The following is a 26,127-nucleotide window of genomic DNA, read 5'->3' on the forward strand; positions in this document are numbered from 1 at the left end:
ATTGAAAATGAATAAGTTTTTTTTAGTAGTATGTTTGATCTGCTCAAGTATTCCAATTATCGGACAGACATCTCTTTTTGATTCGCATCAAAAATTCACAAGACAAGACACTTTAAGAGGTTCCATTACGCCAGAAAGATCATGGTGGGATCTTACTTACTACCATTTAGACATCACAGTGGATCCCGAAAAAAAAACGATTTCAGGTAAAAATACAATTCAATATAAAGTATTGGAAAATCAAAGCACGTTACAAGTGGATCTGCAGCCTCCATTAACTATAGAAAAAGTAGAACAAGATGGAAAACTACTAAAAGTTCGTTCTGAAGAAAATGCTCATTTTATAGAATTGATCAAAAAACAGAAAAAAGGAAGTATTAATTCTATAATTGTTCACTACAGTGGCAAACCAAGAGAAGCCGTCAGAGCTCCTTGGGATGGTGGTATTTCCTGGAAAAAAGACACAAATGGCAAACACTTCGTAGCATCCTCCTGTCAAGGATTAGGAGCAAGTGTTTGGTGGCCAAATAAAGATCATATGTACGATGAAGTAGATAGTATGTTGGTGAGTGTTACTGTGCCAAAAGATTTAATGAATATTTCCAATGGAAGACTGCGTAAGATTGAAGAGCGAAACCCAAATACAAAGACCTATCATTGGTTTGTTAATAATCCAATAAACAATTATGGCGTAAACATTAATATTGGGGATTATGTCCATTTTGGAGAAAAATACAAAGGAGAAAAAGGCCTGTTAGATATGGATTATTATGTACTAAGAGATAATCTTGAGGCTGCTAAGAAGCAATTTAAAGATGCCCCAAAAATGATGAAAGCTTTCGAACATTGGTTTGGCCCCTACCCTTTTTATGAGGATAGCTTTAAACTGGTAGAAGTTCCTTATTTAGGCATGGAGCATCAGAGTTCTGTGACTTATGGAAATAAATATGTAAACGGATATCTAGGTAATGATTTATCCGGAACAGGTTGGGGATTAAAATTCGATTTTATAATAATACATGAATCGGGTCATGAGTGGTTTGCTAATAATATTACCTATAAGGATATTGCCGATATGTGGATACATGAAAGTTTCACCGCATATTCAGAAAATTTATTTCTGGACTACCATTATGGAAAAGAAGCTTCTTCAGATTATGTTATTGGCACAAGAAAAGGAATTAGAAATGACAAACCCATTATAGGTCATTATGATGTGAATAATGAAGGATCTAGCGACATGTATTATAAGGGAGCCAATATGTTACATACGCTACGTCAACTTATTGAAGATGATGACAAATGGCGATCTATACTACGAGGACTAAACAAAGAGTTTTATCATAAAACAGTAACTACAAAAGAAATTGAAGATTATATAAGTGAGCAATCAAAAATTGATCTCACTGAATTTTTTAATCAATATTTACGTGATACCAGAATTCCTACTTTGGAATATCGTTTAGATAATAAAGAGCTTAAATATCGATATATCGATATTGTTAAAGGTTTTGATATGCCTGTACGATTAAAAATAGACGGGAAAGAAAAATGGATACAGCCAAACGCTTCTTGGCAAACTCTTCAGGTAAAAGCTGACAAAATTGACATAGACCCTAATTTTTATGTAAAAGGAAAATCTATATAATCAAATACATATTCATCTCTAAAACTTAAAATCTGTGAAAATATATTTTCCTCAATGGCAAGGATCTGGTACTGGTAAAACGATAGAAAATGGTGCACAAACTATTTTAGAATATGTAGAAGATCCAGGATTTATTAAAATCCCATTATCTAACATTGAAGCAGGTCCAAATGGAGAGAAAAAGTACGACATTAATAACTATGATGCGATTTTCGAACAACTAACTCGTCTTAAAAATAAGATTGATGCAGAACAACCAAAAACTATTACTACCATTGGAGGGGATTGTGGATTAGAGATTGTTCCTGTTTCGTATCTAAACGCACTTTATCCAAACCTGGGAGTTATCTGGTTTGATGCACATGCCGATATTAACCGCCCTTGCGATTCTCCTAGTTGTAATTTTCATGGCATGCCGCTTAGAACATTATTAGGAGAAGGTTCAGAGCATATGAATCCATTACTTTTTTCTACTATTACCGCTTCTCAAATTCATTATATTGGAGTTAGAGATATAGATAGTACAGAACAAACTAGAATTAAGGATGGCAATATTTATGCCCCTAAAAAAGTAAATATTTTAGATCTTGTAGGTACTTTACAATCTAAAAAAATCACACATCTTTATCTTCACTTCGACTTTGATTGTTTGGAACCCAATGATTATGATAAAACATATTACCAAGTTTCTAAAGGTGTAAAAATTCTTGAGGCCGAAAACTATATTCAAACATTACAAGAACATTTTACCATTGTAGGAAGTAGTGTCTTAGAATCTGTTACTACAGAAATTTCCGAATTAACTCCTATCAAAAAAATCATTAACTTATTGGTCTAATTAAGGTTTTTATCAATTTATAACTTTTATGTCTGGAGGTAATTGGAAGGATATGCTATTAGCATCACAAACTGGAGATCTAGAGCTTGTAAAATATTATGTTACCAATGGTGTAGATATTAATTATCAACATCCTGAGGCAATGACCACACCTCTAATAGAAAGTATACGATTTGGTAATCTTTCGATTGCTAAATATCTCTTAGAACATGGTGCTGATATTAATGCCAAAGAAGGATTTAGTGGAGATACTGCTTTATCTTTAGCGAAAGAAAAATCAAACATCAAAGCTTTAGAGTTACTAAAGACCTACCTTACAAACTAATATTTACTAGTACATATTATCTAGAATTAATATAAAGACTCTTATAAAAAAGTTATTTAAGATAACTTTCTCATCTGTTTAAAAGCTTACCCTTTATCTTTAGATAAAACAAAAACTATGTTTGCTATATTTAAGAAGAAAACTGAGAAAGAGCGTTTACAAAAAAAGTATAAAACGTTGATGGAAGAATCGTATAAGTTGTCTCATACCAATCGAAAGGCTAGCGACGAAAAACAAGCCGAAGCTGCTGAGATCTTAGAACAAATAGAACAATTACCTGAGTAGATAAATAATCATTAATTCTGTGAATACATATCTATTTTTAATTTTTATTGGATTGACGGCTCCTTCTCTCACTATCTTTGATTTTAAAAAAACGAATACGCTTTCCGATTGGATTGTTGTTAACGACGGCGTAATGGGAGGCTTATCTAAAGGTAAAATAACGCTGAATGATAAAGGAAATGCTATTTTCTCTGGAGCCATTTCTTTAGAAAACAATGGTGGATTTTCGATGGTACGGTACCGATTCTCGACCAAAAAAGTAAAAGGGTATACAAAAGCCTTGATTACGTTAAAAGGTGATCAAAAAAGATATCAATTTAGAGTTAAAACGAATACCTATGATCGTCATTCATACATAGCTCATTTCGAAACTTCAGGAGAATGGCAAACTATCGAAATACCATTATCCGAAATGTATCCAGCTTTTAGAGGTGTATCGTTGGATATGCAAAACTATCCTTCCATACAAATGGAAGAAATAGCATTTTTAATTGGCAACAAAAAACAAGAAAAATTTAGATTGGAAATCGACAAAATCGTGTTGGAATAGATTCAATCTAATTTTTTAATTGTATTTCTCGCAAGTTTTCCATTCTGTTACGCTCCAAAAATGCATCAATTGTCTCAAAATGTTCAATAACTCTTTTCTCTTTAAACTCAAATACTTTATTAGATAATCCTGAGAGAAAATCTCTATCATGCGATACTAGAATTAATGTTCCGTCGAAAGCCATTAGTGCTTCTTTTAATACATCTTTGGATCTAATATCTAGGTGATTTGTAGGCTCATCCAAGATCAGCACATTTACAGGTTCTAAAAGTAATTTTACCATCGCCAATCTAGTTCTTTCTCCTCCAGAAAGGACGCCCACTTTTTTATCAATATTGTCGCCACTAAACATAAATTGACCCAAAATATTCTTGATTTGAGTCCTCACATCGCCTTTTGCAACTTCATCAACCGTTTGAAAAACCGTGAGATTTGGATCTAACAATGATGCTTGGTTTTGAGCAAAATATCCTACTTTGGCATTATGTCCTAAAGCACATTCACCTTCAAAATCAATTTCTCCCATAATAGCCTTTATCATTGTTGACTTTCCTTCTCCATTACGACCTACAAAAGATACTTTCTCTCCTCTAGCAATCGACATACTTGCCTCTTTAAAAACAACATGATCTCCATACTTTTTAGATAAATCTTTTGCAATCACAGGATAGTCTCCAGATCTGGCCGAAGGAGGAAATCGAAGTTTTAAAGATGAGTTGTCCACTTCATCAATTTCTATTAACTCTAATTTTTCCAACATTCGCTCTCTAGAATTCACCTGATTTGTTTTCGAATAAGTTCCTTTAAACCTTTCGATAAACTGTTTGGTATCTGCTATAAACTTTTGTTGTTCTTGATATGCCTTTATCTGATGAGATCTTCGCTCTTCTCTTAATTGTAAATAATGAGAATAATTAGCCTTATAGTCATAAATTCTACCCATTGTAACTTCTATAGTCCTATTCGTAATATTATCTATAAAAGCTTTATCATGGGAAATTACTATAACAGCTTTAGCTTTATTCTTTAAAAAATCTTCCAACCATATAACAGATTCTATATCTACATGATTGGTTGGCTCATCCAACAAAATTAAATCAGGCTTTTGTAATAGAATTTTAGCAAGTTCAATCCTCATTCTCCAACCTCCACTAAACTCACTAGTGGGTCTGGTAAAATCCTCTCTTTTAAAACCTAATCCCTGCAACGCTTTTTCTACTTCAGCATCATAATTCACCTCTTCAATTGCATAAAACTTTTCTCCTAAATCAGTTACCTTCTGGATGATTCCCATATATTCTTCAGAATCATAATCTGTACGAGTTTCTAATTCCTTATTTAACCGATCTATTTCCTGCTGCATTTCATGAATCTCACTAAAAGCTTTAGAAGCTTCTTCGAATACTGAACAATTATCATCCGTAAGTAAATGCTGTGGTAAATAAGCAATCACAGTTTCTTTAGGACATCTAACATTACCTCTGGTTGCTTTTTGAGCACCTGCAATGATTTTCATCATAGTGGACTTTCCGGCCCCATTTTTGCCCATTAAAGCGATCTTGTCGTTTTCGTTGATAACAAAAGAAACATTGCTAAACAAGGTTGTTCCACTAAACTCTACCGCTAATCCATCTACAGAAATCATATACTTTCATTTTTAAAAATGCAAAACTATAAAAAAGGTTGAGATCAACGAAAATCATAGTCATAGAATTACTTTATATCTATTAAAACCTTAACAACATTAAATTATTCGGGAAAAAGCCCCATTTAAAACTGGTGATATACCTATATGAAAACCGTTCTTTACTCATTGACTAACAACTATTTAAAAAATAATTTTGTCTACAATATGGTATTACCGGAACACCTTAATCAATTAGTTAAATACTTTTAAAACTTAAAACATGAAAAAATCAATTTTTAAACCGTTTATCCTTGTTGGAATACTTAGTATTTCACTTTTATCTTGCGAAAACAAAGAAGAAGAATTATATGATGATTCTGTAGAAGAACTACAAGATAGTCCTACCAAAAATGCAGAATATAGCAATGAATTGACTCAAACATCCTTTGAGGTAGCTAAAATCCAAAAAGATGGTCATGAATATCATTTTATTGCGCTAGGAGACGATGATGAGATGATTGTAGCAGAAACGCTGTATGGTGAAGCTGCTAACAATAAAGAAGAAAGCTTACATAGTATTGATCAATCGCCTTTTAATTTATTTATTTCTTTGACAAAAACATCTGTATCTATTCCTGATCGTATTGCCAAGACAGCTTCGCCATCAGCATTGCAATCGTCTGGCAGACAAATAGAAAATAGTGGAGCATTATTAGAAATCAATGACCCTAATTATACAAATATTGATCAAAAGTCTTGTTATGATATAGGAGCAACCACATTTATGAATTCCTACTGTGGTGGTGTTCCTGTAACTTCTACACCAACTGATATTAGATTTTGTGATAATGGATTATGGAATTCTCTAACTCGTAGTTCTTTTTACGGTGGTGATTGGAAAGAATTAGACGACACCTATACTAGAACGAATGTGGTATGTGGTTTAACAAGATTGCAATTTTACGCTTGGGAAAATACAGCTTCTTGGCCTTTTAGTGACTGGAAATGGGTGCTAAAATATCAAGTAGATTTACCAAATGGGTACTGGTATTACTACTACTACACATCTACCAATACGGAAAGACAAGTAAAACGTACAAGACCATATAATACTGGAAACTTTAGAGCATATACGAGGTTCTACTAGATTAATGTATTACACAAAATCATTCAACCCATACTATGTTAATTATAGTATGGGTTCTTTTATGAAATTTATCTATTTTTTGTACATTCCATAAAAGAATTCAAAGCTTATGTTCGCACGTTATTTATGGATATGGATTTGTTGTTTCATGATGTGTTCTACCCTTTCGGTAAATGCTCAGAATAAAATAGAAAAAGAATATCGTATCAAACCTTCACAGGTTCCAAAAGAAGCATTGGATTTTATTAAAAAATGTCCTTTCAAGAAAAAAATCAAATGGTATATCGAAGAAAGTCAAAGTGGGAAAAGTATCGAAGCCAAAACTTTTTATCAAAAAAGCAAATATAGTATCGAGTTTACGAGCGAAGGCAAGCCCGAAGATGTAGAAATAAAAATTCCTTTCTCAGAACTTTCCATCGATTTACAAAAAACAATTCATTCTTCTTTAGATAGTATTTTCACAAAATCAAAAATCAAAAAAACTCAATTACAATGGGTCAGTGATCGGTCTACCTTAATTTCATTGATAAATAAGAAAAATACCAAAGCAGCGTACACAACAAACTACGAACTAATTGTAAAGGGTAAAAAAGAGAAACATTCTCATTATTATGAATTACTTTATTCTAATGATGGAGTTTTATTGAAGATGTTACGAATAGTGAATGATAACACTGATAATCTGCTATATTAGTGATGAAGAAAAGATTTTGTCTCCTTATCGTATTCTGTATGTGTTCTTTAAATAGTTATACGAATGCCCAAACATCATTTACTACTGGATTATTACCTAAAATCGTAATCTCTCATAAAATTTCGGATCGTTTCAAATTAATTAACAGTATCGAATCTCGTCAACAACTATGGGAGCATAGTCCTTCAGAAGAGTTTTCGTATGAATACCTCTTAACAGATATAACCAATATTCTCTCTTACAAGCTATCATCTGATCATGTTTTTAATGTTGGCTATCTATTGCGCATTGAAAAAGATGAACTTGTGCATCGTTCTATATTTCAGTATTCCATAGCCCAACAGTTAGAGGCAATCCGAATAGCACATCGTTTTGTAACTGATCAAACATTTAGCTCTAAAGAATCTCCAGAATTCAGACTACGATATCGATTTACTGTAGAAATTCCATTTAACGGATATAGAGTTGACCCTAAAGAATTTTACTTAAAAATTAATAACGAATATCTTGGATCGTATCAAGCTTCCAATTCAGATTTAGAACTACGGTTAATTCCTTTCCTAGGTTATAACATGAATGATAAAAGTAAAATTGAGATAGGTCCTGATTATAGAATTAGTCAATTTCTTAATTTACCTACTAAAAATAGATTATGGTTAAGCATCAATTATTATCATGCTTTTGCAAACAAAAAATAAGAAATCTATATGAAACCCAAATCAGAACTATATTTTAAAAATGATAAAGAATGGAGAAATTGGTTACATCAAAATCATACAGAAAGTGATGGTATTTATTTAATTTTTTACAAAGTAGAAAGTGAGCACCTCAGTATGCGTTGGGAAGAAGCGGTAAAAGTAGCTCTTTGTTATGGTTGGATAGATTCTACGGTTAAAAAAATTGATAACGAAAAAAGAAGACAATATTTCTGTCCGAGAAAACCTAAAAGTGTTTGGAGTAAATTAAATAAGACTTATATCATAGATTTAATGAAAGATAATTTAATGCATGAAAGCGGATTAAAATCTATAGAAATCGCAAAAGAAAATGGATCTTGGACCGCACTTGACAATGTAGAAAATGGCATTATACCACAAGACCTACAAACAGCTTTCGACCAATCACCAGTAGCATTTAATAACTACCTAGGATTTTCTAAAAGCTACAGAAAAAGTTATTTGTATTGGCTTTATCAAGCAAAACGCCCCGAAACAAGAGGTAAAAGAATAAAAGAAATCATCAGACTTTGCGAAGCGAATATCAAAGCTAGAGATCAAGGGAGATAAATGAAAAGAGGAATATTGACATTCTTACTTAACAACACTTTAAGACATTTTGATTTCTTTATCTTTATTTTAGAGTTAAAACAACCAAACAAATGCAACTAGCACAAGTAAACATAGCAGAGATGTTAGCGCCTATAAATGATCCTATTATGGCTGATTTTGTAAATAATCTAGATCGTATTAATGAATTAGCTGAAAAAAGTGATGGTTTCGTATGGAGATTAAAAGGAGATGAAGGAAATGCAACCGCCATTACAGTTTTTGATAATCTATTCTTAATCATCAATATGTCTGTATGGGAGAGCATGCAAGACCTATTTAATTTCACATATCAATCTGCACACGTAGAAATTCTAAAACGTAAGAAAGAATGGTTTCATAAAATGCCTCGTATGCATATGGCTTTTTGGTACGTAGAAGATGGACATGAACCTAGCCCAACGGAAGCAAAAGAGCGACTATATTATCTCCAAGAACATGGTGAAACTCCTTATGCATTTTCTTTTAAAAGTAAGTTTACTCCAGAAGATGCTACCAATTACCAAAAGTTATAACATTCTATATTCATGGCTGCAATTATCTCTATAAAACCTCTCGGGTTTACCTGGCAAACTCAGGATCCTTTTTTATTCTGTGCCTATCATGAAGATCTATATCCAAAAGGGAATCAACAATTGGGGCCAGATGCTTCTTTAGAAGGAAGAAATATAGGGCAAGATTTCCAGGGGAAAGATGGATGGAAAATGTATCATGGTCATACCGTACCAGGTTTTCCAGCACATCCGCATCGTGGGTTTGAAACAGTAACGATTGTACAAAAAGGACTGGTAGATCACTCAGATTCTTTAGGAGCTGCTGGGCGTTTTGGTAATGGTGACGTGCAATGGATGACAGCAGGAAAAGGAGTGCAACATTCTGAAATGTTTCCGCTTCTTAATACCGATCAGAAAAATCCATTCTTACTATTTCAGATTTGGCTAAATCTTCCAAAAGCAAATAAAATGGTTGCCCCTCATTTTAAAATGTTATGGAATGAAGAAATCCCAAAGCTTACCAAAGTAGATGATAATAATCTTTCTACAGAAATTACATTAATTGCTGGTAGTCTTAATACAACCCATGCAATTGATCCTGCTCCAGATTCTTGGGCAGCTGATACTAATAATGAAATTGCTATTTGGATAATTAAAATGGCTCCCAACGCTACTTATACCTTTCCAAACGCTTCTAAAGATGCTAATCGTTCTCTCTATTTCTTCAAAGGAGATGAGATCATTGTTGATGGATATAAAATCTCGGTTAATCATGAAATTAGAGTCCATGCCGATAAAGAACTAACCATTACCAATGGAAATACGGAAGCACATTTTCTATTGCTACAAGGAAAACCTATAAATGAACCTGTTGTTCAACAAGGGCCTTTTGTGATGAATAATCATAATGAAATAAGGGATGCTATTTTGGAATATCAACAAACCGAATTTGGTGGTTGGCCTTGGCCTAGTCATGACCATGTACATGAAAAATCAAAAGGGCGTTTTGCTCTATATCCTGATGGAACAGAAATTATTAAACCTAGTTAAAGCTTTTAAATAACTACATTTCACATACTATATTCATAGTTTTCAAAAGATTCTCCTTTTAAAACTATGATTAAAGTACTATCTTTATTAATGGAATCAAAAAAGTTAAGTATTTAAATAATGAAAGCTTATGCCAAAAAAAATACTTTGTTTACTTCCATTACTCCCTATATTTTTTATAATTCAATCTTGTTCAAAACCTTCATTATTAGATGAAAACGAAAAAAAATGGTTAGCTCAAAATGATAGTATAACAGTTGCTATATATCCATACTATCCGCCTTATCAATTTATTAATGAACAGAATCAAATCGATGGTATTTTTATCGAATATCTAGAACTCGTTGAACAAAAAATCAATTATAAATTCAAAAGAAAAAGATATGATGATTGGCCCAAGCTATTAGAAGGTGTTAAAAATAATGATGCCAGCCTAATATTAGAAATACAACAATCTGATGAAAAAGAATACTATTTAAAGTTTTACGAACCTCTTTTCGAATCTCAAAATGTAATTGTTACTAGAGACAATGTAGATTTCGGAAATGATGTAGAAAGTCTTGCAGGAAAATCTATTGTCTTACCCCAAGGCTATGCTATCACCGAAAATCTAAGAAAGAAATATCCTAATTTTAATATTATAACACTATATGATGAACTTACTTGCTTGTCCAAAGTGAACGCAGGTGATTATGATGCTACTATTAGTCCTAAAGCAGTAGCTAACTACTATATCCGATCAAAAAAAATGGATAATCTAAAAATAAAGTCTGGGACTGACCTATATTATGAACCTGGTTTTGCTATTAATCAAACTAACACTGTTTTAGACGGTATAATTTCCAAAACAATTTCCAAAATCACCAAAGAAGAAAAGCAAGCCATCGTAAATAACTGGTTTTATACCAATGTCATTCCATTTTACAGAACTTCTAAATTTTGGACCATTATCGCATTGGTAGCGTTATTGTCGTTATTATTTGGTATGTCATTTAATTCATATCTAAAGTATAAAATCAAACAAAGAACTGATGAATTGATGATTGCCAAGGATATTGCTGAAGAAAGTAATCGATTAAAAACAAACTTTATTTATAATATCCCTCAAGAAATTAGAACCCCAATGAATGGAATCATAGGGTTATCCGAGTTTCTTAATAATGAAGATCTAAGTCTTGAAGACAGGAAAAAATATACTCAAATGATTATCGGAAATAGTAAAGAATTGCTCTCTATTATAGATAATATTTTAGAAATCTCTCAATTACAATCAAATAGATTTACATTAAGACTTATAGAAGTTAATCTTCAGAATGTATTTCAAAACCTAATTTCTAATTATAAAATAAAAGCGGAAGAAAAAAACATTGAATTTCTTATAGAAAACAAGCTAAAAGATCAAGAAAACATAGTATTGATGGATAGGCCTAAATTAAACAAGATATTAAATGTTCTTATCGATAATGCCATTAGATATACCGAAGACGGATCTATTAAACTTTTCTGCGACGTAGAAGAAGAATTTTTAACAATTTCAGTTGTAGACACAGGTATAGGTATTAGTGAAACTACTAAAAATAAAATCATAGAAAGTTTAACAATACCATCTAGCACGGATAAAACAATTGGTGATTATAGTGGAATGGGATTAGGACTAACCATTGCAAAAAAGAATACAGATTTTATTGGAGGGCAGCTACAGCTAATCAGTGAAAAAAATAAGGGCACTTCCTTTACCCTAAAAGTACCATATAATCCATTAAAGAAAATAAGCGCAAAAACAACACAAACATCCAAGCCTATTGCCAAGCCAGAAAAGAATATCATATTAATTGCTGAAGATGGAGAAACCAATTTTCTATTTCTAAAAACCATTCTTACTAAAATGAATGATTATGACTTTACGATATATCGTGCTAAAAATGGAAAAGAAGCGGTTTCCATTTGCCAGGAAAATAAAAATATTGACTTAGTGCTAATGGATATCAAAATGCCAGTTATGGATGGATATGATGCTACTGCTTATATAAAAAAAATGAGACCCAATTTACCCGTAATTGCGCAGACCGCTTACTCTATAGAAGAAGATATTCAAAAAGCTCTGGATGCAGGGTGCGATGATTTTGTGTCCAAACCAGTAGACAGAAAAATTTTAAAGCCCATTCTAAATAAATATTTTTCTGTACTCAATAAAAGAAACAAAGCTCCTTAAATCGACGAACTATGCAAAATAAAATATTTTATATTTCCATTTTAGTATGCTTTGTATGTATCACTTTTTCTTGTTCTAAACAGGAAATACTTAGTACGCCGGAAAAAGAATGGCTTGCCGAACAAACTTCTGTAAATGTGGCAGTATACCCATACTACCCGCCTTATCAATTTATAAACAAAAAAGATAGTATTGATGGTATTTTAGTCGACTATTTTAATCTAATTGAAAATAAGATCAATTATAAATTTCAAAAAAAATATTACTCCAATTGGAGTCTTTTATTGAAAGACGTTAAAACAAAAAAAGTTGATATTATTCTCGAGATGCAAGAAACTGAAACAAGAGAGGAATACTTAAACTTTTACACTAAGTTTTTTGAAACTCCATTTGTTTTGGTGACTAGAAAAGAAGTGGATAGCGGGTTACATTTCTCAGAGTTTCTCAACAAAAAAGTTGCTGTCCCAAAAGGGTATTCCATTGACGATTATCTAAAAGAAAACTACCCAAATCTAAGGATCAACAACTATTCCGATGATATTGAATGCCTACGCAGTGTTCAGACAGGAATGTCAGATGCATATATTGGAGGAAGAGCGGTAGTAAATTATCTTATTAAATCTGAAGGACTTAATGACCTAAAAGTTATTAATAAAATAGATTTTAGTTATATACCTAGCATTGCTGTGCGTAAAGAAGAAAAAATTCTCAACAGCATCATCTCTAAAGCTTCAAAAGCTATTTCCAACGAAGAAAAGCAGGCAATATTAGATAATTGGCTATTTGATATGGTTAAACCATTTTATAAAAAGCCAAAATTTTGGATTATTTTTTCACTAATTTTTACATTAGTGCTATTAGGTGTCGTTTCAATATATTTTTATTTACAATTTAAAATAAAACAAAAGACAAAAGAACTTAGAATTGCAAAAGAGGAAGCAGAAGAGAGTAATCGAATAAAAACTAATTTTATTCAAAACATCTCACATGAAATTAGAACACCGATGAACGGTATCATGGGATTCTCTGAATTACTAAAATCAGATACATTAACCGAAGAAGAAAGAAGAGAGTATACCGATATCATTATAAAGAGTGGAAAAGATCTAATTGCTTCAGTGGATGACATATTGGAAATTTCAGTCTTAGAAACAAAACAGAGCAAAGTAAAGTTCTCGAAAACAGATTTAAAAGAATTATTAGAGCAGATAATTGCTGAATACACAGATAAGGCTAAAGAAAAAAATCTAGAGATTTATTTCAAAAACGAAATAAAACCAGGGGAAAATATCATTCTTACAGATCAACCAAAGTTATATAAGATCATAAGTAATCTGGTAGATAACAGCATTAAATTTACCAGTACCGGATCCATAACAATATTTTCTTATATTGTAGAAAATTTTGTTACCATATCGATTAAAGATACCGGCATCGGAATTAAACAAAAAGACCAAGACATTATTTTTAAGAGTTTCTCTCAATCCGAAAAGGAAATTTCTAAAAATTTTGGAGGTTTAGGCTTAGGCCTGGCAATAGCAAAAGAATATACAGATTTAATTGGAGGGAAAATTTCGTTTTCTAGCAAAGAAAATGAAGGTAGTTCCTTTATATTAAAAATACCATTTACCCCAGATTCAATGCTGAACAATTTAGAACCAACAACTACTAATTTACAAGAAAGAACATTGCAAAAACATGTAGTACTTATTGCAGAAGATGGAGAAATCAATTTCCTATTTTTGAGAACTGTTTTAACCAAAATGATTGATTTTGAATTCGTTATTTATAGAGCCAAAAATGGTCAGGAAGCAGTAGAGATCTGCGAAAAAAACGACAAAATTGATTTGGTGTTAATGGATATCAAAATGCCTATTATGGATGGATATGATGCTACCAAACAGATCAAAAAATTAAGACCAGAATTACCGGTTATCGCACAAACTGCCTATTCTACTGAAGAAGATATTGAAAAAGCATTAGCCGCAGGATGTGATGATTTTTTAGCTAAACCCGTAGATCGAAAAATATTACGCCCTATTTTGGATAAATACATTTCCATTTTTAAGAAATAGAACTCTTAATGACTTCTATCGACCATCAATACAATGGATTTATTAGTAGTAAACCACTATGGAACGGTGATTCTCTTTTTGGATTATCTCAATTGGATTTAAAAAATTTCGAATGTGTTATAAAAAAACCAACAAACATTAAAGTTAGAGATAATGAAGTTTTAGGAAAAGGAATCGAACATTTCTTTGAATACTATATAAACTCATCTAAAGACTATCAACTACTCGTAAAAAACCTACAAATATTTAAGGATAAAATTACCATTGGAGAACTAGACTTTGTGATTGAAGACATTTCTAAAAAATGTCTTTTACACATAGAATTAGTATATAAGTTCTATCTCTATGATCCTCAAAGAAGCAAAAATGAATTAGAACGATGGATTGGTCCTAATCAAAAAGACAGCTTGTTAGAAAAAGTAGCTAAATTAAAGCATAAACAATTTCCTCTACTCTACCAGTCTGAGACGATTAAAGCCTTACAAAAACTAGACATTTCTACGGATACAATAAAACAAAGAGTCTCTTTTTTTGGTCAGTTATTTATTCCTTTATCCTTTCAAAACAAAATTTTACCTGAAATTAATAATGATTGTATTTCTGGTTTCTGGATACATTGGCATGATTTCAATTCAGAAAAATATCACCATTATCTATACTATATTCCTTCAAAAAAAGATTGGGTTACAAACCCAAAAGATCATAGAATTTGGCATTCCTACAATACAATTCAAGAGTCTTTAGAAGGACAACTCTGGAAAAAAAAATCTCCATTACTTTGGATAAAAAGTAATGAAGATTCTTATGACAAATGTTTTATTGTTTGGTGGTAAAATAAGATCTAAAGATCATTAATATAACTTCCGTACAAGTCTCTGAATCTAAAACCTTCGGACAATCTATATTTACTCAATTTTTTATGCTCTACCAGTCCCCATAATAGGAACTCTTTCATAAAATAGCTGTCTTTTTTATCGATATCTTCCTGATACTTATTCAGAAGATCATTAAGTGGTTTTATAGCATCTAACTTTTCGATATATTCTGCCTCTGGTATTTCATCCAACAGTTCGAAACCACTTTCCTCAAAAAACCAGTCAATTAATTCCTGATAAGGACTTGTTTCACTTTCTTTTTCAAGACGTTCTATTTTAGGAAAATAATCTGGAAACAATGATTTAATTGCATCCGAAATTAGTGTAAGCGCAACAGAAGCAGCACCTTCTTGTTCTCCTTCGTATACCAATTCTACTTTACCAGTAATAGCCGGAACAACTCCCATAAAATCGCTTAATCGTAACAATGTTTGATTGTCACCAGATTTCAGTGCTCTATATTCTGCCGTGCTCAATAAATTCTCAAAAGCAGTAATACTCATTCTGGCACTAACACCACTTTTGGCATCGATAAACTCGCTTTCTCTCGCCTCAAAACTAATCTGTTCTAATAAATCTTTAGCGAGCTCAGGAACATGAACTAAACTACTCTGTCTAGAATCTAACTGAGCTTCTTGCTGAGTAATAGTTTTTGCAATCGCTACAGTCTCTGGATAATGCGTAAGAATTTGAGAACCTATTCTATCTTTAAGTGGAGTAACGATACTTCCTCTATTGGTATAATCTTCTGGATTTGCGGTAAATACAAATTGCATATCTAGAGGAAGACGTAACTTAAAACCTCTTATTTGGATATCACCTTCTTGTAAAATATTAAATAAAGCTACCTGTATACGAGCTTGTAAATCTGGTAATTCATTGATCACAAAAACACAACGATTAGCTCTTGGAATCATCCCAAAATGTATCACCCTATCATCTGCATAGCTCAATTTTAAATTCGCGGCTTTTATAGGATCCACATCTCCAATAATATCTGCTACTGTTACATCTGGAGTAGCTAATTTTTCTGCAAAACGATCATCTCTATGAATCCAGGATATTGGAGTATCACCTGCTTTTTCTTTAATAAGGTTAATCGCGTATCTAGATATTGGCTGTAAAGGATCATCGTTAATTTCTGATCCTTCTACAATAGGAATCCACTCATCTAATAAGTTCACCATTTGCCTAGCTAAACGTGTTTTAGCCTGTCCTCGTAATCCTAACAAATTAATATTATGTCGAGATAATATAGCTCTTTCCAGTTCAGGAATTACAGTATTTTCATAACCATGAATTCCAGTAAATGTAGTTTGATTGTTACTAATTTTTTCTCTGAGATTATCTCGTAATTCGTCTTTTATACTTTTACTTTTGTATCCTGATGCTTCTAACTGTTCTAAAGTCTTTATGCTGTTAATGTCCATATTTTCTTTTTCGGAAGTATTATAAACTCAATATTGTTTTATCCTTTAATTCTTTTTTTTCTATTTGTTTCGTAGTCCTCGAAAATCATCTCTCCTAACCCCTTCAAACCAGTATAAAATGCTTTTCCTTGGTTTGCGTAAGTAAACTCTCTTACGAATTGCATTAAATAAGGATCTTGGGCAATCATAAAAGTGGTGATGGGTATGTGTAATTTTCTTGCTTGTTGTGCCATCACATAGCATTTATTCACAATATTACGATCTAAACCATTACTGTTTTTGTAATACTGACCATCTGGAAGCCTTAAACAACTAGGTTTACCATCGGTGATCATAAAAATCTGTTTATTGGTGTTTCGCTTCCGCCTCAGCATATCCATTGCCAATTGAAGACCTGCAACGGTATTGGTGTGATAAGGGCCAACTTGCAGATATGGTAGATCTTTAATAGCTATTGGCCAAGCATCATTCCCAAAAACAAGAATATCTAGTGTATCTTTAGGATACCTCGTTGTTATTAGCTCTGCTAGAGCCATAGCTACCTTTTTGGCAGGAGTAATTCTATCTTCTCCGTACAAAATCATGCTATGACTAATATCGATCATCAATACTGTACTCATCTGAGCTTTAAACTGAGTCTCTTCGACTACCAAATCATCTTCGGTAAGATGTAAATCACCAATGCCATGATTAATTTGGGCATTTTTTAAACTCTCAGTAATCGATATCCTTTCTAATGCATCACCATATTGATAGTTTCTATACTCACCAGCATGCTCATCACCTCGTCCTGTATATTTAGTACGATGATTTCCAGATCCACTGCGTTTTAAATTACCAAAAATTTGATCTAACGCTCTTTTTCGAATTGCACGTTCTGTTTTTGCAGTTATGGACATTCCTCCTTTTCCATCTGGCTTAATTTCTTCTCGGATATAACCTTTTTTCTTAAGGTCTTCTACAAAATCATCTAAAGTATAATCCTCACTAGTAAGCTGATACTCTTTATCTAATTCTTTCATCCAGTCTAGCGCTTCATCAAGATCACCCGAAGTATGAGTAATTATTTCTTGAAAAATGTCGAAAAGTTTTTCGAATGGAGATTGTTCTGGAGCTTCATAATGTCTAAAAGCAAAACCTTTTTTAAAAATTCCCTTTTTCTCTTTCATTATATAAATTTAGTATATTTTACAAAAGATACCGCCCCAACTAGTATGGAATCACACAGAATTAACAAATGTTTTGGAATTGTTTCTATTGGGTTCCCTTTTTTTATTTGAACAGGCTAGCAAAACAATTCTTATATTTAACTTAGTATGATGAATGACAGCTAATTCTTAGAGCAAAGATTTTAATTTAAAAAACACAAATGATTCATTTACCCGCCTTATTTAATACATGTCTATGAAATTAAAACTACTTATTCTTCTTGGTATTTTAATATGTTCTTGTACTTCAGAAAACCCTTTAGATACTATTTTACAATCCGAGTCTCCGAATATATCAAGGGTGATCAATAAGCTCGAAAAACATGAAATTCAAATTTTATATACTCAGATTGATCGAAATTCAAAAAACGAAGTTTCCTTTACCGATTATGAATTTAATGTAGCGGACAGCATTTATTTTTATCCAGCAAGTTCCGTTAAGTTTCCAATAGCCGTAATGGCACTAGAAAAGCTAAACAAGTTAAAGGATAATGGGATTCCTATTAATAGAGAAACGAAATATAGTGTGAATCAAGGAAACTTATATTCATCCATTGAAAATGATATTATCCAAATTTTTTCTGTGAGTGATAATGATGCCTATAATCGTTTATTTGAGTTTTTAGGACAAGACTACATTAATCAAAACTTAGCATCAAAAGAAATATCCGGGAGAATTTCTCACAGATTATCTACGAGTAACGCAGATGCTTCAAAGACGCAACCAATTATTTTCAAAAAACGTATCACAGATAGTCTGACTATTTATAGTCAAGAAATTATATTTAATAGTACACCTTCAAAATTGGATTTAATCAATATCTCCAAAGGAAAAGGTTATTACGAAAACGACTCTCTTATAAAACAACCTAAAGATTTTTCTAAGAAGAATTATCTTCCGCTAAGGTCTTTACATGAGCTAATGAAAAGAGTTCAGTTTCCCGAAGTTTATGACAAAAAAAAATCATTTAATATTTCCGAAGCTGATCATCGTTTCCTATTAAAGACGATGAAACTATTGCCCCATGAATCTGGTTATGATAAAACCAAATATTATGACGGTTATGTAAAGTTTTTTATGTTCGGAGATACCAAAGATGACATTCCGCAACATATTGAAATCCATAATAAAGTAGGATATGCATATGGATATTTAACGGATTGCGCCTACATTAAGGATTCAAAGAACAATATAGAATTTCTTTTATCTGCTACCATTCATGTAAATGAAAATGAGATTTTCAACGATGATCAATACGAATATGATGAAATTGGAATTCCATTCTTAGCAGAATTGGGCAGAAAAATATATCAGTTAGAATTAGAAAGAAAAAAGTAATGCTACATCCTCCTATATTTTAAGAATTTTTCAAAAAAACTATTAATATATTATTATAAAACATTCTTTTTTAAGATTTAATAATTATTTTTTAACAAAATTATATATTTAATCGATCATAAAAGAGTTAAATTTATAACTCCCCTTACATTAAGAACATCAGCATATAGTACAAAATAACAACAACAGTATGGTTACACAATTTATAATCCAGTAATCACATACTATTACTAATAATAGTATATGATTCTTAAAACTCATTACATATGAAAAAACATATACTATTCTTCTTTTTATTTTCTTACACTTTTATATATCCAAATGATTTTTTAGACAGATCGGATTGCTCCTTCTTAATAGAAATTCAAAAAGATCGCAAACTTTCTGACGAAGAAGTAAAACAGCGTGGATTAGATGTATTAGCTACAGAAGTTATCGAAAAAATTGACGAGGTTGATTTGCGTAAGATGGCAAGATCAGCAATTTTTGAAACCTCCTATGGATTTCGATGGAAAATGATAAATCTGCATACTGGAAAGATTATTATTGTTAAAGTAAATAAGGATTTCGAATTAATATCCGCTCGGGATAGTAAGAAAGCTAAAGTTATGATACCGTAATAATTACGTAAGCATTTCCTTTACGCTGTTGTAATCTTCTATATATTCCCAATAAATTATTCTATCAAAAGCATATTTGATGAGGATAAATTTTTCGCTAACAGATAAAATTCTATCTACAGAAACTATTTTTTTGGATGGAATCTCTACCGTTACTTCTTCTGTGATTTCTTGATTTCTTGCATCAAATCCGTGTACAATGATATGATTATGTAAAGTAAGTTCAATAAATTTCATAAGATCTATTTTATACTCCAAAGGTATCGCTTTTTCACCTTAACACCCCTTTAAGAATTTCGCATTGTCATTTTCTTAACTTTAGCTTTTCAATTTTATAATCAATCAAAAATGTTAAAAAGATATTTTCTTTTAACGCTTCCAAAACACGACAACTCTAATCATTCTAATAGAAATATTGCTCAATCCAATGGAAATATTCTCCTATTAAAATCACGCATAAGTTTTAAAACAATTTCAATTTAATTAACTCTCTACACTAAAATGAAAAAATTACTATTTCTACTATCTATAATTCTGGTTTCCGGAATGTATGCCCAAGATTTTTCGATGGATTTTGTTAAAAAAGTTCATCCTAGAAACATAGGTCCTGGTGGAATGAGTGGTCGGGTTACCTCTATAGATGTAGTTGTTTCAGATCCTGATATTATTTATGCTGGTACCGCTTCTGGTGGTTTATGGAAATCTACATCTGGTGGAATTAAATGGGATCCAATTTTTGATAACGAGGCTACTGCCTCAATAGGTGCTATTGCAATCCAGCAATCTAATCCATCTGTAGTTTGGGTAGGAACTGGTGAAGGAAATCCTAGAAACAGTCTTAATGGTGGTTATGGAATCTATAAATCATTAGATGGTGGAAAAAATTGGAAATTAATGGGATTAGAAAAAACTCGACATATTCATAGAGTTATTGTTGATCCTACCGATCCTAATATCGTTTATGTAGCTGCTATTGGTTCTCCTTGGGGAGAACATCCTGAAAGAGGTATTTTTAAAACTACGGATGGTGGACTAACCTGGAAAAAAGTTCTTTTTGCAAATAATAAAACTGGTGCCGCAGATTTGGTTATGGATCCGACGAATCCAAATAAACTAATTGCAGCTTTATGGGAACACAAAAGAGATCCTTGGTTTTTTAAATCTGGAGGAGAAGGTTCTGGTTTATACATTACCCATGATGGTGGAAAAACATGGAAAGAACGAACAGACAAAGATGGTTTACCAAAAGGAGATTTGGGAAGAATGGGAATAGCAATTGCTAGAAACAAACCAAATATTGTGTATGCATTAATCGAAGCAAAGAAAAATGCCCTATACAAATCTGAAGATGGAGGTTTTAATTGGAAAAAGGTAAATGATAAAAACGATATAGGTAACAGACCATTTTATTATTCTGAAATATATGTAGATCCACAAAACGAAAATAGAGTGTATTCTATTTTTACGTATGTGAATGTATCAGAAGATGGAGGAAAGAATTTCACTCAATTAATGCCTGCTTACGGCGTTGATAACGGTGTACATCCAGATCATCATGCTTGGTGGATTCATCCTGAAGATGGTAACTTTATGATTGATGGAAATGATGGAGGTTTAAATATTACAAAAGATGGTGGAAAAAACTGGAGATTTATCGGCAATCTTCCTGTTGCACAATTTTACCATATCAATGTAGATAATGAATATCCTTACAATGTCTACGGAGGAATGCAAGACAATGGAAGTTGGAGAGGACCAGCTTATGTATGGAAAGCACAAGGAATAAGAAATTCTTATTGGCAAGAAATATCATTTGGTGATGGATTTGATGTGGTACCAGACAAAGACGATTCTAGATACGGATGGTCCATGAGTCAACAAGGATTTGTAAGTCGCTATGATTGGATGACAGGAAATAATTATACTGTAAAACCTACACACCCAGATCCAGAAGTTAAGTTACGATTTAATTGGAATGCTGCTATCAATATTGATCCGTTTGATAATAGCACTATCTATTTTGGTAGTCAATTTGTACATAAAAGTACCGATAAAGGACTTACTTGGAAAGTCATATCTCCAGATTTATCAACCAACAATCCTGAGAAACTAAAACAAGCAGAAAGCGGTGGACTAACCATGGATGCTACCGGAGCAGAGAACCATTGTACCGTTTTAGTCATAGAACCTTCTCCGCTAGAACAAAATATGCTATGGGCTGCTACCGATGATGGTAGAGTACATATAACTAGAAATGGAGGAACAAATTGGACAGATATTTCTAGTAATATCAAAGGATTGCCTACTGGAAGCTGGATAGTACAGATCAAAGCATCTAACAAGAAAAAAGGAGAAGCGCTATTAGTCGCTAATGACTACCGAAGATTTAATTATACTCCTTATGCCTATAGAACGGTAGATTATGGTAAAACATGGCAACGAATTGTTGATAGTAATGACGTAAAAAGTTATGCACTATGTATTGTAGAAGATCCTGTAGAGAAAAATTTACTTTTCTTAGGAACAGATGACGGATTATATATTTCTGTGGATGCTGGAAATAAATGGACAAAATGGACGTCTGGATTCCCTACTGTATCGGTAAAAGATTTAGTAATCCAACCGAGAGAACATGATCTAGTAATAGGAACTTTTGGTAGAGCTGCATGGGTGTTAGATGATATCAGACCATTAAGAGCCATTGCTAAAAACAAAAACATCCTTACCCAAAAATTACAATTATTCGAACCACCAACAGCATACCAAGCAGCATATCAGCAACCAACAGGAAGTCGTTTCGGTGGGGATGCATTATTTAATGGTGAAAATCGTGATGGTGGAGCTCATATTTCATTTTTTGTAACCGTAGAACAAAAGAAAGCGTCTAAAGATAAAAAAGAAGAGGACAAAGAGGATGAGAAAGAAGAAAAGGACGAAAAAGAAGAGAATAAAGTGAAATGGGATTCTGTACATTTAAAAATTTATAATGGAGATAAGCTTATTCGAACGCTTAAAAGAGAGACTCCAGACTCTACCGGTATTCACGAAATGAGATGGTTTATGGATGAAAAAGGTGTACAACGCCCTTCTAGAAAAATTCAAAAACAGAAAAGAGAGCCAGGAGGTGTTGGTGTAAAACCAGGAATTTACAAATTGGTTATGGAATATGGTGATCAAAAATCTGAAACCAATATCACGGTAAAATCTGATCCAAGATTACAAGTTTCTCAAAAGAATATTAATGAAATATATGCGGCTTCAAAAGAGCTAGAAAGTATGCAAAAAACAGCTGCAGATGCTGTAAAGCAATTAGTAGAAAGCAAAGAAATTGCTACAAAATATCATAAAGAACTTAAAAAACTAGATAAAGAGAAATTTAAAGATCAAATAAAATCTTCCAAAGAAATCACGAAGAAAATAGATTCAGTAATTGCTATTTATTTAGGTAAAGAAGATAAAAGGCAAGGAATTACCAGAAACCCAGAAGTCACTGTGATGCAACGAATGGGCACCGCAGGATGGTACACAGGCAGTAGACAAAATGGATTAACCACAACCGAAAAAACGCTAATGAAGCATGCAAAAGATGCTCTTACTGATGCAATTAATAAAACCAACACCTTCTTTAAAGATGAATGGTTACCGTACCAACAGGCAATTGAAAAATTAGACACTTCTCCTTTTAAGGAAATAAAGACTTTCACAATCAATTAAAACGTTCACCAATGAAAAAACTCGTTATCCTGGGAATGGGACTTCTCTTATTCTATTCCTGCAAAAAAGAAGCTAAAGAAGAAACGCAAGATGTTGCACAATCTGTAAAAATAGAAGAGTATTCTATAGAACAGTTTGTGGACAATGAAAATGCATTTGCCAATGGGTTTTCAAAAGATAAATCCAAAGTGCTGATGACCAGCAATCGTTCTGGTATCTATAATATGTATACTACCTCGGTAAAAGGAGGTGAATTAATCCCAGTAACTAAATCCGATAGTTCATCTATATACGGAATATCATATTTCCCTGAAGATGATAGGATTTTATTCAGGATGGATGGTAATGGAGATGAAATTTTTAAAATCTTCATGAAAGATAGCGCTGGAATTAAAAGACTTACTCCAGAAAAGAATGTACGCGCCTTGTTTAGAGGGTGGTCCAAAGATGGAAAAAGTTTCTTCTACGGAAGTAACGAAAGAAATCCGAAGTTTATGGATCATTATGAAATGAATATTTCTGACTTCTCGTCTAAGGTGATTTATGAAAATAAAGATGGATTTGATTTTGCTGGTATGTCTAATGATAGAAAATATATCGCTTTATTAAAGCCAGTAAATACAAACGACACGGACTTATTTGTATTAAATACTGAAACTGGTAAGAGAACTAAGATTAATGAGAACCTAAGTGGTAACTCTCCGGAAGATTTTTCTCCTGATAACAAATTTTTGTATTACACGAGTGATGATGGTGCAGAATTTAGTTATTTAATGAAATACAATCTCGAGGATGGAACTAAGGAAAAAGTAGCTCAGAAAGATTGGGACATCACTTCTTTTTACTTTACCAGAAATGGAAAATACAAAGTAATGTTCACCAATGAGGATGCTAAAACAGTGATGGCTGTAGAAGATGCGGCTACTGGAAAACCAATGGATTTCCCAACCTTTAAAGATAAAGAAATCTCTAGCGCTAGTTTTTCTAGAGATGAAACGATGGCTTTTCTAAATGTCGCAGGTTCTAGCACACCAAGAAACGTATATTCATATAACATAGCTACCAAAGAATACCATCAGCTAACCGATGTATTGAATAAAGATATCAATGCAGATCATTTAGTAGCATCTGAAGTTGTACGTTTTAAATCTTTTGATGGATTAGAAATTCCAGCAATATATTACAAACCTAAGCAAGCATCAGCTACCAATAAAGTTCCTGCTTTGGTATGGGTGCATGGAGGACCTGGAGGACAATCTAGACAAGGATTTAGCTCAATTATTCAGTATTTGGTAAATCATGGATATGCTATTTTAGCTGTTAACAATAGAGGAAGTAGTGGTTATGGAAAGACATTTTATAAGATGGATGACCAAAATCATGGTGATAAGGACCTAAAAGATTGCGTAGCTGGTAAAGATTGGTTAGCTGAGCAAGATATTATCGACCCTAACAAAATTGGAATTATCGGTGGTTCTTATGGAGGTTATATGACAATGGCTGCATTAACGTATACTCCCGAAGAATTTAAGGTTGGTGTGAATATATTTGGTGTTACCAATTGGTTAAGAACTTTAAAAAGCATTCCGCCATGGTGGGAATCTTTCAAAGATGCTTTATATACAGAAATGGGAGATCCCAATACGGCTGATTCTGTAAGACTACGTAAAATTTCTCCTTTGTTTCATACAGAAAAAGTGACTAAACCACTGATTGTATTACAAGGTGCTCAAGATCCAAGAGTATTAAAAGTAGAATCTGATGAGATCGTTGAAGGAGTTAGAAAAAATGGTGTTCCAGTAGAGTATGTTCTATTCGAAGATGAAGGTCATGGTTTTGTTAAAAAAGAAAATCAAATTGAAGCTTACGGAAAAGTTTTAAAATTTCTGAATACTTACCTTAAAGGATCTGGATCAGATGTCATTAATGATGGAAAAAAAGAAGTAAAAACTGTAGAATCTGATTCTTAAAAGAATAAGTATATTTTTATGAAGAAAACAATTTTAGTAATTGCATTGTTAGCCTGTATCACTCAAGTTAATGCGCAAAATACCGGTGAAAATGAGTTAGGCGCTTGGTATATGTATTTTGGTACAAATCGAATAACTGATAAACTTAGTATTCATTCCGAGGCACAGTTTCGATTTTATGAAGTAGCAAACACTTTTAACCAATTGCTATTGCGAACTGGGCTTAATTATCATATTACTGACAATGCAATTGCTACAATTGGATATGGATATATTAACACAGATGGAACCTTTGCCGATATTCCCGGTGAGGAAAACAGCAATGAACATCGAATTTTCGAACAGTTTATCCTCAAAAATAAAGTTGGAAAAGTAGCATTCGAACATAGATATCGATTAGAACAACGTTTTATCAGTACACAAGCAGATGATTTTACAGAACATCGAGCTAGGTATCGTTTGCAACTCACCTACCCTTTTAATGATAAATGGTTTCTGAATGTATATGATGAAGTTTTTATCAATTTACAAGAACCAATTTTTGGTCAAAACAGACTATACGGAGCTATTGGATATAACGTAAAATCTAACTTTAGCATTCAGGTAGGATATTTAAAAAATCATTTTACAGGAATTAATTTTGATAGAGTACAACTAGGTATTATCTATAATACTGATTTTAGAAGTAAGCAATAGAAATC

General features: G+C 32.4%; 23 protein-coding genes. 19 read left to right on the plus strand and 4 right to left on the minus strand.

What is annotated here, in order from left to right; translation table 11 throughout:
• The first annotated feature begins 7 nt into the window (after window positions 1–7).
• From Q1B37_RS14285 to Q1B37_RS14305, 5 genes are all read left to right on the plus strand, one after another.
• Window positions 8–1,648, plus strand: coding sequence for a M1 family metallopeptidase (locus tag Q1B37_RS14285; protein ID WP_299899537.1), 1,641 nt, complete (start codon window positions 8–10; stop codon window positions 1,646–1,648).
• A gap of 34 nt (window positions 1,649–1,682) precedes the next feature.
• Window positions 1,683–2,486 (plus strand): arginase family protein, encoded by an 804-nt coding sequence (locus Q1B37_RS14290; RefSeq protein ID WP_299899539.1) that lies wholly within the window; start codon window positions 1,683–1,685, stop codon window positions 2,484–2,486.
• 28 nt (window positions 2,487–2,514) lie between these two features.
• Complete coding sequence (locus Q1B37_RS14295) at window positions 2,515–2,811, plus strand: ankyrin repeat domain-containing protein (protein ID WP_299899541.1); 297 nt, start codon at window positions 2,515–2,517, stop codon at window positions 2,809–2,811.
• A 117-nt stretch (window positions 2,812–2,928) separates the two neighbouring features.
• Window positions 2,929–3,096, plus strand: coding sequence for a Lacal_2735 family protein (locus Q1B37_RS14300; RefSeq protein WP_299899543.1), 168 nt, complete (start codon window positions 2,929–2,931; stop codon window positions 3,094–3,096).
• Between the two features lie 19 nt (window positions 3,097–3,115).
• Window positions 3,116–3,646, plus strand: a complete 531-nt coding sequence (locus tag Q1B37_RS14305) for a CIA30 family protein (protein ID WP_299899545.1) — start codon at window positions 3,116–3,118, stop codon at window positions 3,644–3,646.
• A gap of 7 nt (window positions 3,647–3,653) precedes the next feature.
• Here Q1B37_RS14305 and Q1B37_RS14310 read toward each other — a convergent pair whose 3' ends face one another.
• Window positions 3,654–5,291 carry an ABC-F family ATP-binding cassette domain-containing protein gene (locus Q1B37_RS14310; protein ID WP_299899547.1) on the minus strand — a complete coding sequence of 546 codons (1,638 nt, stop codon included), beginning with the start codon at window positions 5,289–5,291 and terminating at the stop codon, window positions 3,654–3,656.
• A gap of 262 nt (window positions 5,292–5,553) precedes the next feature.
• Here Q1B37_RS14310 and Q1B37_RS14315 point away from each other — a divergent pair, with 262 nt between their 5' ends.
• The 9 genes from Q1B37_RS14315 (at window position 5,554) to Q1B37_RS14355 (ending at window position 15,103) form a co-directional block, all read left to right on the plus strand.
• Complete coding sequence (locus Q1B37_RS14315; RefSeq protein ID WP_299899549.1) at window positions 5,554–6,420, plus strand: hypothetical protein; 867 nt, start codon at window positions 5,554–5,556, stop codon at window positions 6,418–6,420.
• A 109-nt stretch (window positions 6,421–6,529) separates the two neighbouring features.
• Window positions 6,530–7,114 carry a hypothetical protein gene (locus tag Q1B37_RS14320; RefSeq protein WP_299899551.1) on the plus strand — a complete coding sequence of 195 codons (585 nt, stop codon included), beginning with the start codon at window positions 6,530–6,532 and terminating at the stop codon, window positions 7,112–7,114.
• Between the two features lie 38 nt (window positions 7,115–7,152).
• On the plus strand, window positions 7,153–7,812 hold the full coding sequence (locus tag Q1B37_RS14325) for a DUF2490 domain-containing protein (protein WP_299899554.1): 660 nt from the start codon (window positions 7,153–7,155) through the stop codon (window positions 7,810–7,812).
• Window positions 7,813–7,821: 9 nt separating this feature from the next.
• Window positions 7,822–8,400 (plus strand): YdeI family protein, encoded by a 579-nt coding sequence (locus Q1B37_RS14330; protein WP_299899555.1) that lies wholly within the window; start codon window positions 7,822–7,824, stop codon window positions 8,398–8,400.
• A gap of 92 nt (window positions 8,401–8,492) precedes the next feature.
• On the plus strand, window positions 8,493–8,954 hold the full coding sequence (locus Q1B37_RS14335) for a DUF3291 domain-containing protein (protein WP_299899557.1): 462 nt from the start codon (window positions 8,493–8,495) through the stop codon (window positions 8,952–8,954).
• Between the two features lie 12 nt (window positions 8,955–8,966).
• Window positions 8,967–9,983 (plus strand): pirin family protein, encoded by a 1,017-nt coding sequence (locus Q1B37_RS14340; protein WP_299899559.1) that lies wholly within the window; start codon window positions 8,967–8,969, stop codon window positions 9,981–9,983.
• Window positions 9,984–10,113: 130 nt separating this feature from the next.
• The gene (locus Q1B37_RS14345; protein WP_299899560.1) at window positions 10,114–12,195 is read left to right on the plus strand and encodes a transporter substrate-binding domain-containing protein; all 2,082 of its coding nucleotides are present in this window, start codon (window positions 10,114–10,116) and stop codon (window positions 12,193–12,195) included.
• A gap of 11 nt (window positions 12,196–12,206) precedes the next feature.
• Window positions 12,207–14,270, plus strand: coding sequence for a transporter substrate-binding domain-containing protein (locus Q1B37_RS14350; protein ID WP_299899561.1), 2,064 nt, complete (start codon window positions 12,207–12,209; stop codon window positions 14,268–14,270).
• 8 nt (window positions 14,271–14,278) lie between these two features.
• Window positions 14,279–15,103, plus strand: coding sequence for a DUF1853 family protein (locus tag Q1B37_RS14355; RefSeq protein ID WP_299899562.1), 825 nt, complete (start codon window positions 14,279–14,281; stop codon window positions 15,101–15,103).
• A gap of 8 nt (window positions 15,104–15,111) precedes the next feature.
• Here Q1B37_RS14355 and Q1B37_RS14360 read toward each other — a convergent pair whose 3' ends face one another.
• On the minus strand, window positions 15,112–16,575 hold the full coding sequence (locus Q1B37_RS14360) for a magnesium chelatase (protein WP_299899563.1): 1,464 nt from the start codon (window positions 16,573–16,575) through the stop codon (window positions 15,112–15,114).
• Window positions 16,576–16,613: 38 nt separating this feature from the next.
• On the minus strand, window positions 16,614–17,744 hold the full coding sequence (locus Q1B37_RS14365) for a VWA domain-containing protein (RefSeq protein WP_299607695.1): 1,131 nt from the start codon (window positions 17,742–17,744) through the stop codon (window positions 16,614–16,616).
• A gap of 235 nt (window positions 17,745–17,979) precedes the next feature.
• On the opposite strand from Q1B37_RS14365, the gene Q1B37_RS14370 reads away from it, so the two are divergent.
• Window positions 17,980–19,122 (plus strand): serine hydrolase, encoded by a 1,143-nt coding sequence (locus Q1B37_RS14370; RefSeq protein WP_299899564.1) that lies wholly within the window; start codon window positions 17,980–17,982, stop codon window positions 19,120–19,122.
• Window positions 19,123–19,388: 266 nt separating this feature from the next.
• The gene (locus Q1B37_RS14375; protein ID WP_299899565.1) at window positions 19,389–19,742 is read left to right on the plus strand and encodes a hypothetical protein; all 354 of its coding nucleotides are present in this window, start codon (window positions 19,389–19,391) and stop codon (window positions 19,740–19,742) included.
• Window positions 19,743–19,745: 3 nt separating this feature from the next.
• Here Q1B37_RS14375 and Q1B37_RS14380 read toward each other — a convergent pair whose 3' ends face one another.
• The gene (locus Q1B37_RS14380; RefSeq protein ID WP_299607704.1) at window positions 19,746–19,979 is read right to left on the minus strand and encodes a hypothetical protein; all 234 of its coding nucleotides are present in this window, start codon (window positions 19,977–19,979) and stop codon (window positions 19,746–19,748) included.
• Between the two features lie 264 nt (window positions 19,980–20,243).
• Here Q1B37_RS14380 and Q1B37_RS14385 point away from each other — a divergent pair, with 264 nt between their 5' ends.
• From Q1B37_RS14385 to Q1B37_RS14395, 3 genes are read left to right on the plus strand one after another with little or no spacing between them, the layout of a single operon-like run.
• Complete coding sequence (locus tag Q1B37_RS14385; RefSeq protein ID WP_299899566.1) at window positions 20,244–23,456, plus strand: hypothetical protein; 3,213 nt, start codon at window positions 20,244–20,246, stop codon at window positions 23,454–23,456.
• A gap of 11 nt (window positions 23,457–23,467) precedes the next feature.
• Window positions 23,468–25,426, plus strand: coding sequence for an alpha/beta fold hydrolase (locus Q1B37_RS14390; protein ID WP_299899567.1), 1,959 nt, complete (start codon window positions 23,468–23,470; stop codon window positions 25,424–25,426).
• Between the two features lie 18 nt (window positions 25,427–25,444).
• On the plus strand, window positions 25,445–26,122 hold the full coding sequence (locus Q1B37_RS14395) for a DUF2490 domain-containing protein (protein ID WP_299899568.1): 678 nt from the start codon (window positions 25,445–25,447) through the stop codon (window positions 26,120–26,122).
• The last annotated feature ends 5 nt before the right edge of the window (window positions 26,123–26,127 follow it).

Source organism: uncultured Aquimarina sp. (genome assembly GCF_947492965.1).
In the GTDB taxonomy this organism is placed as follows: domain Bacteria; phylum Bacteroidota; class Bacteroidia; order Flavobacteriales; family Flavobacteriaceae; genus Aquimarina.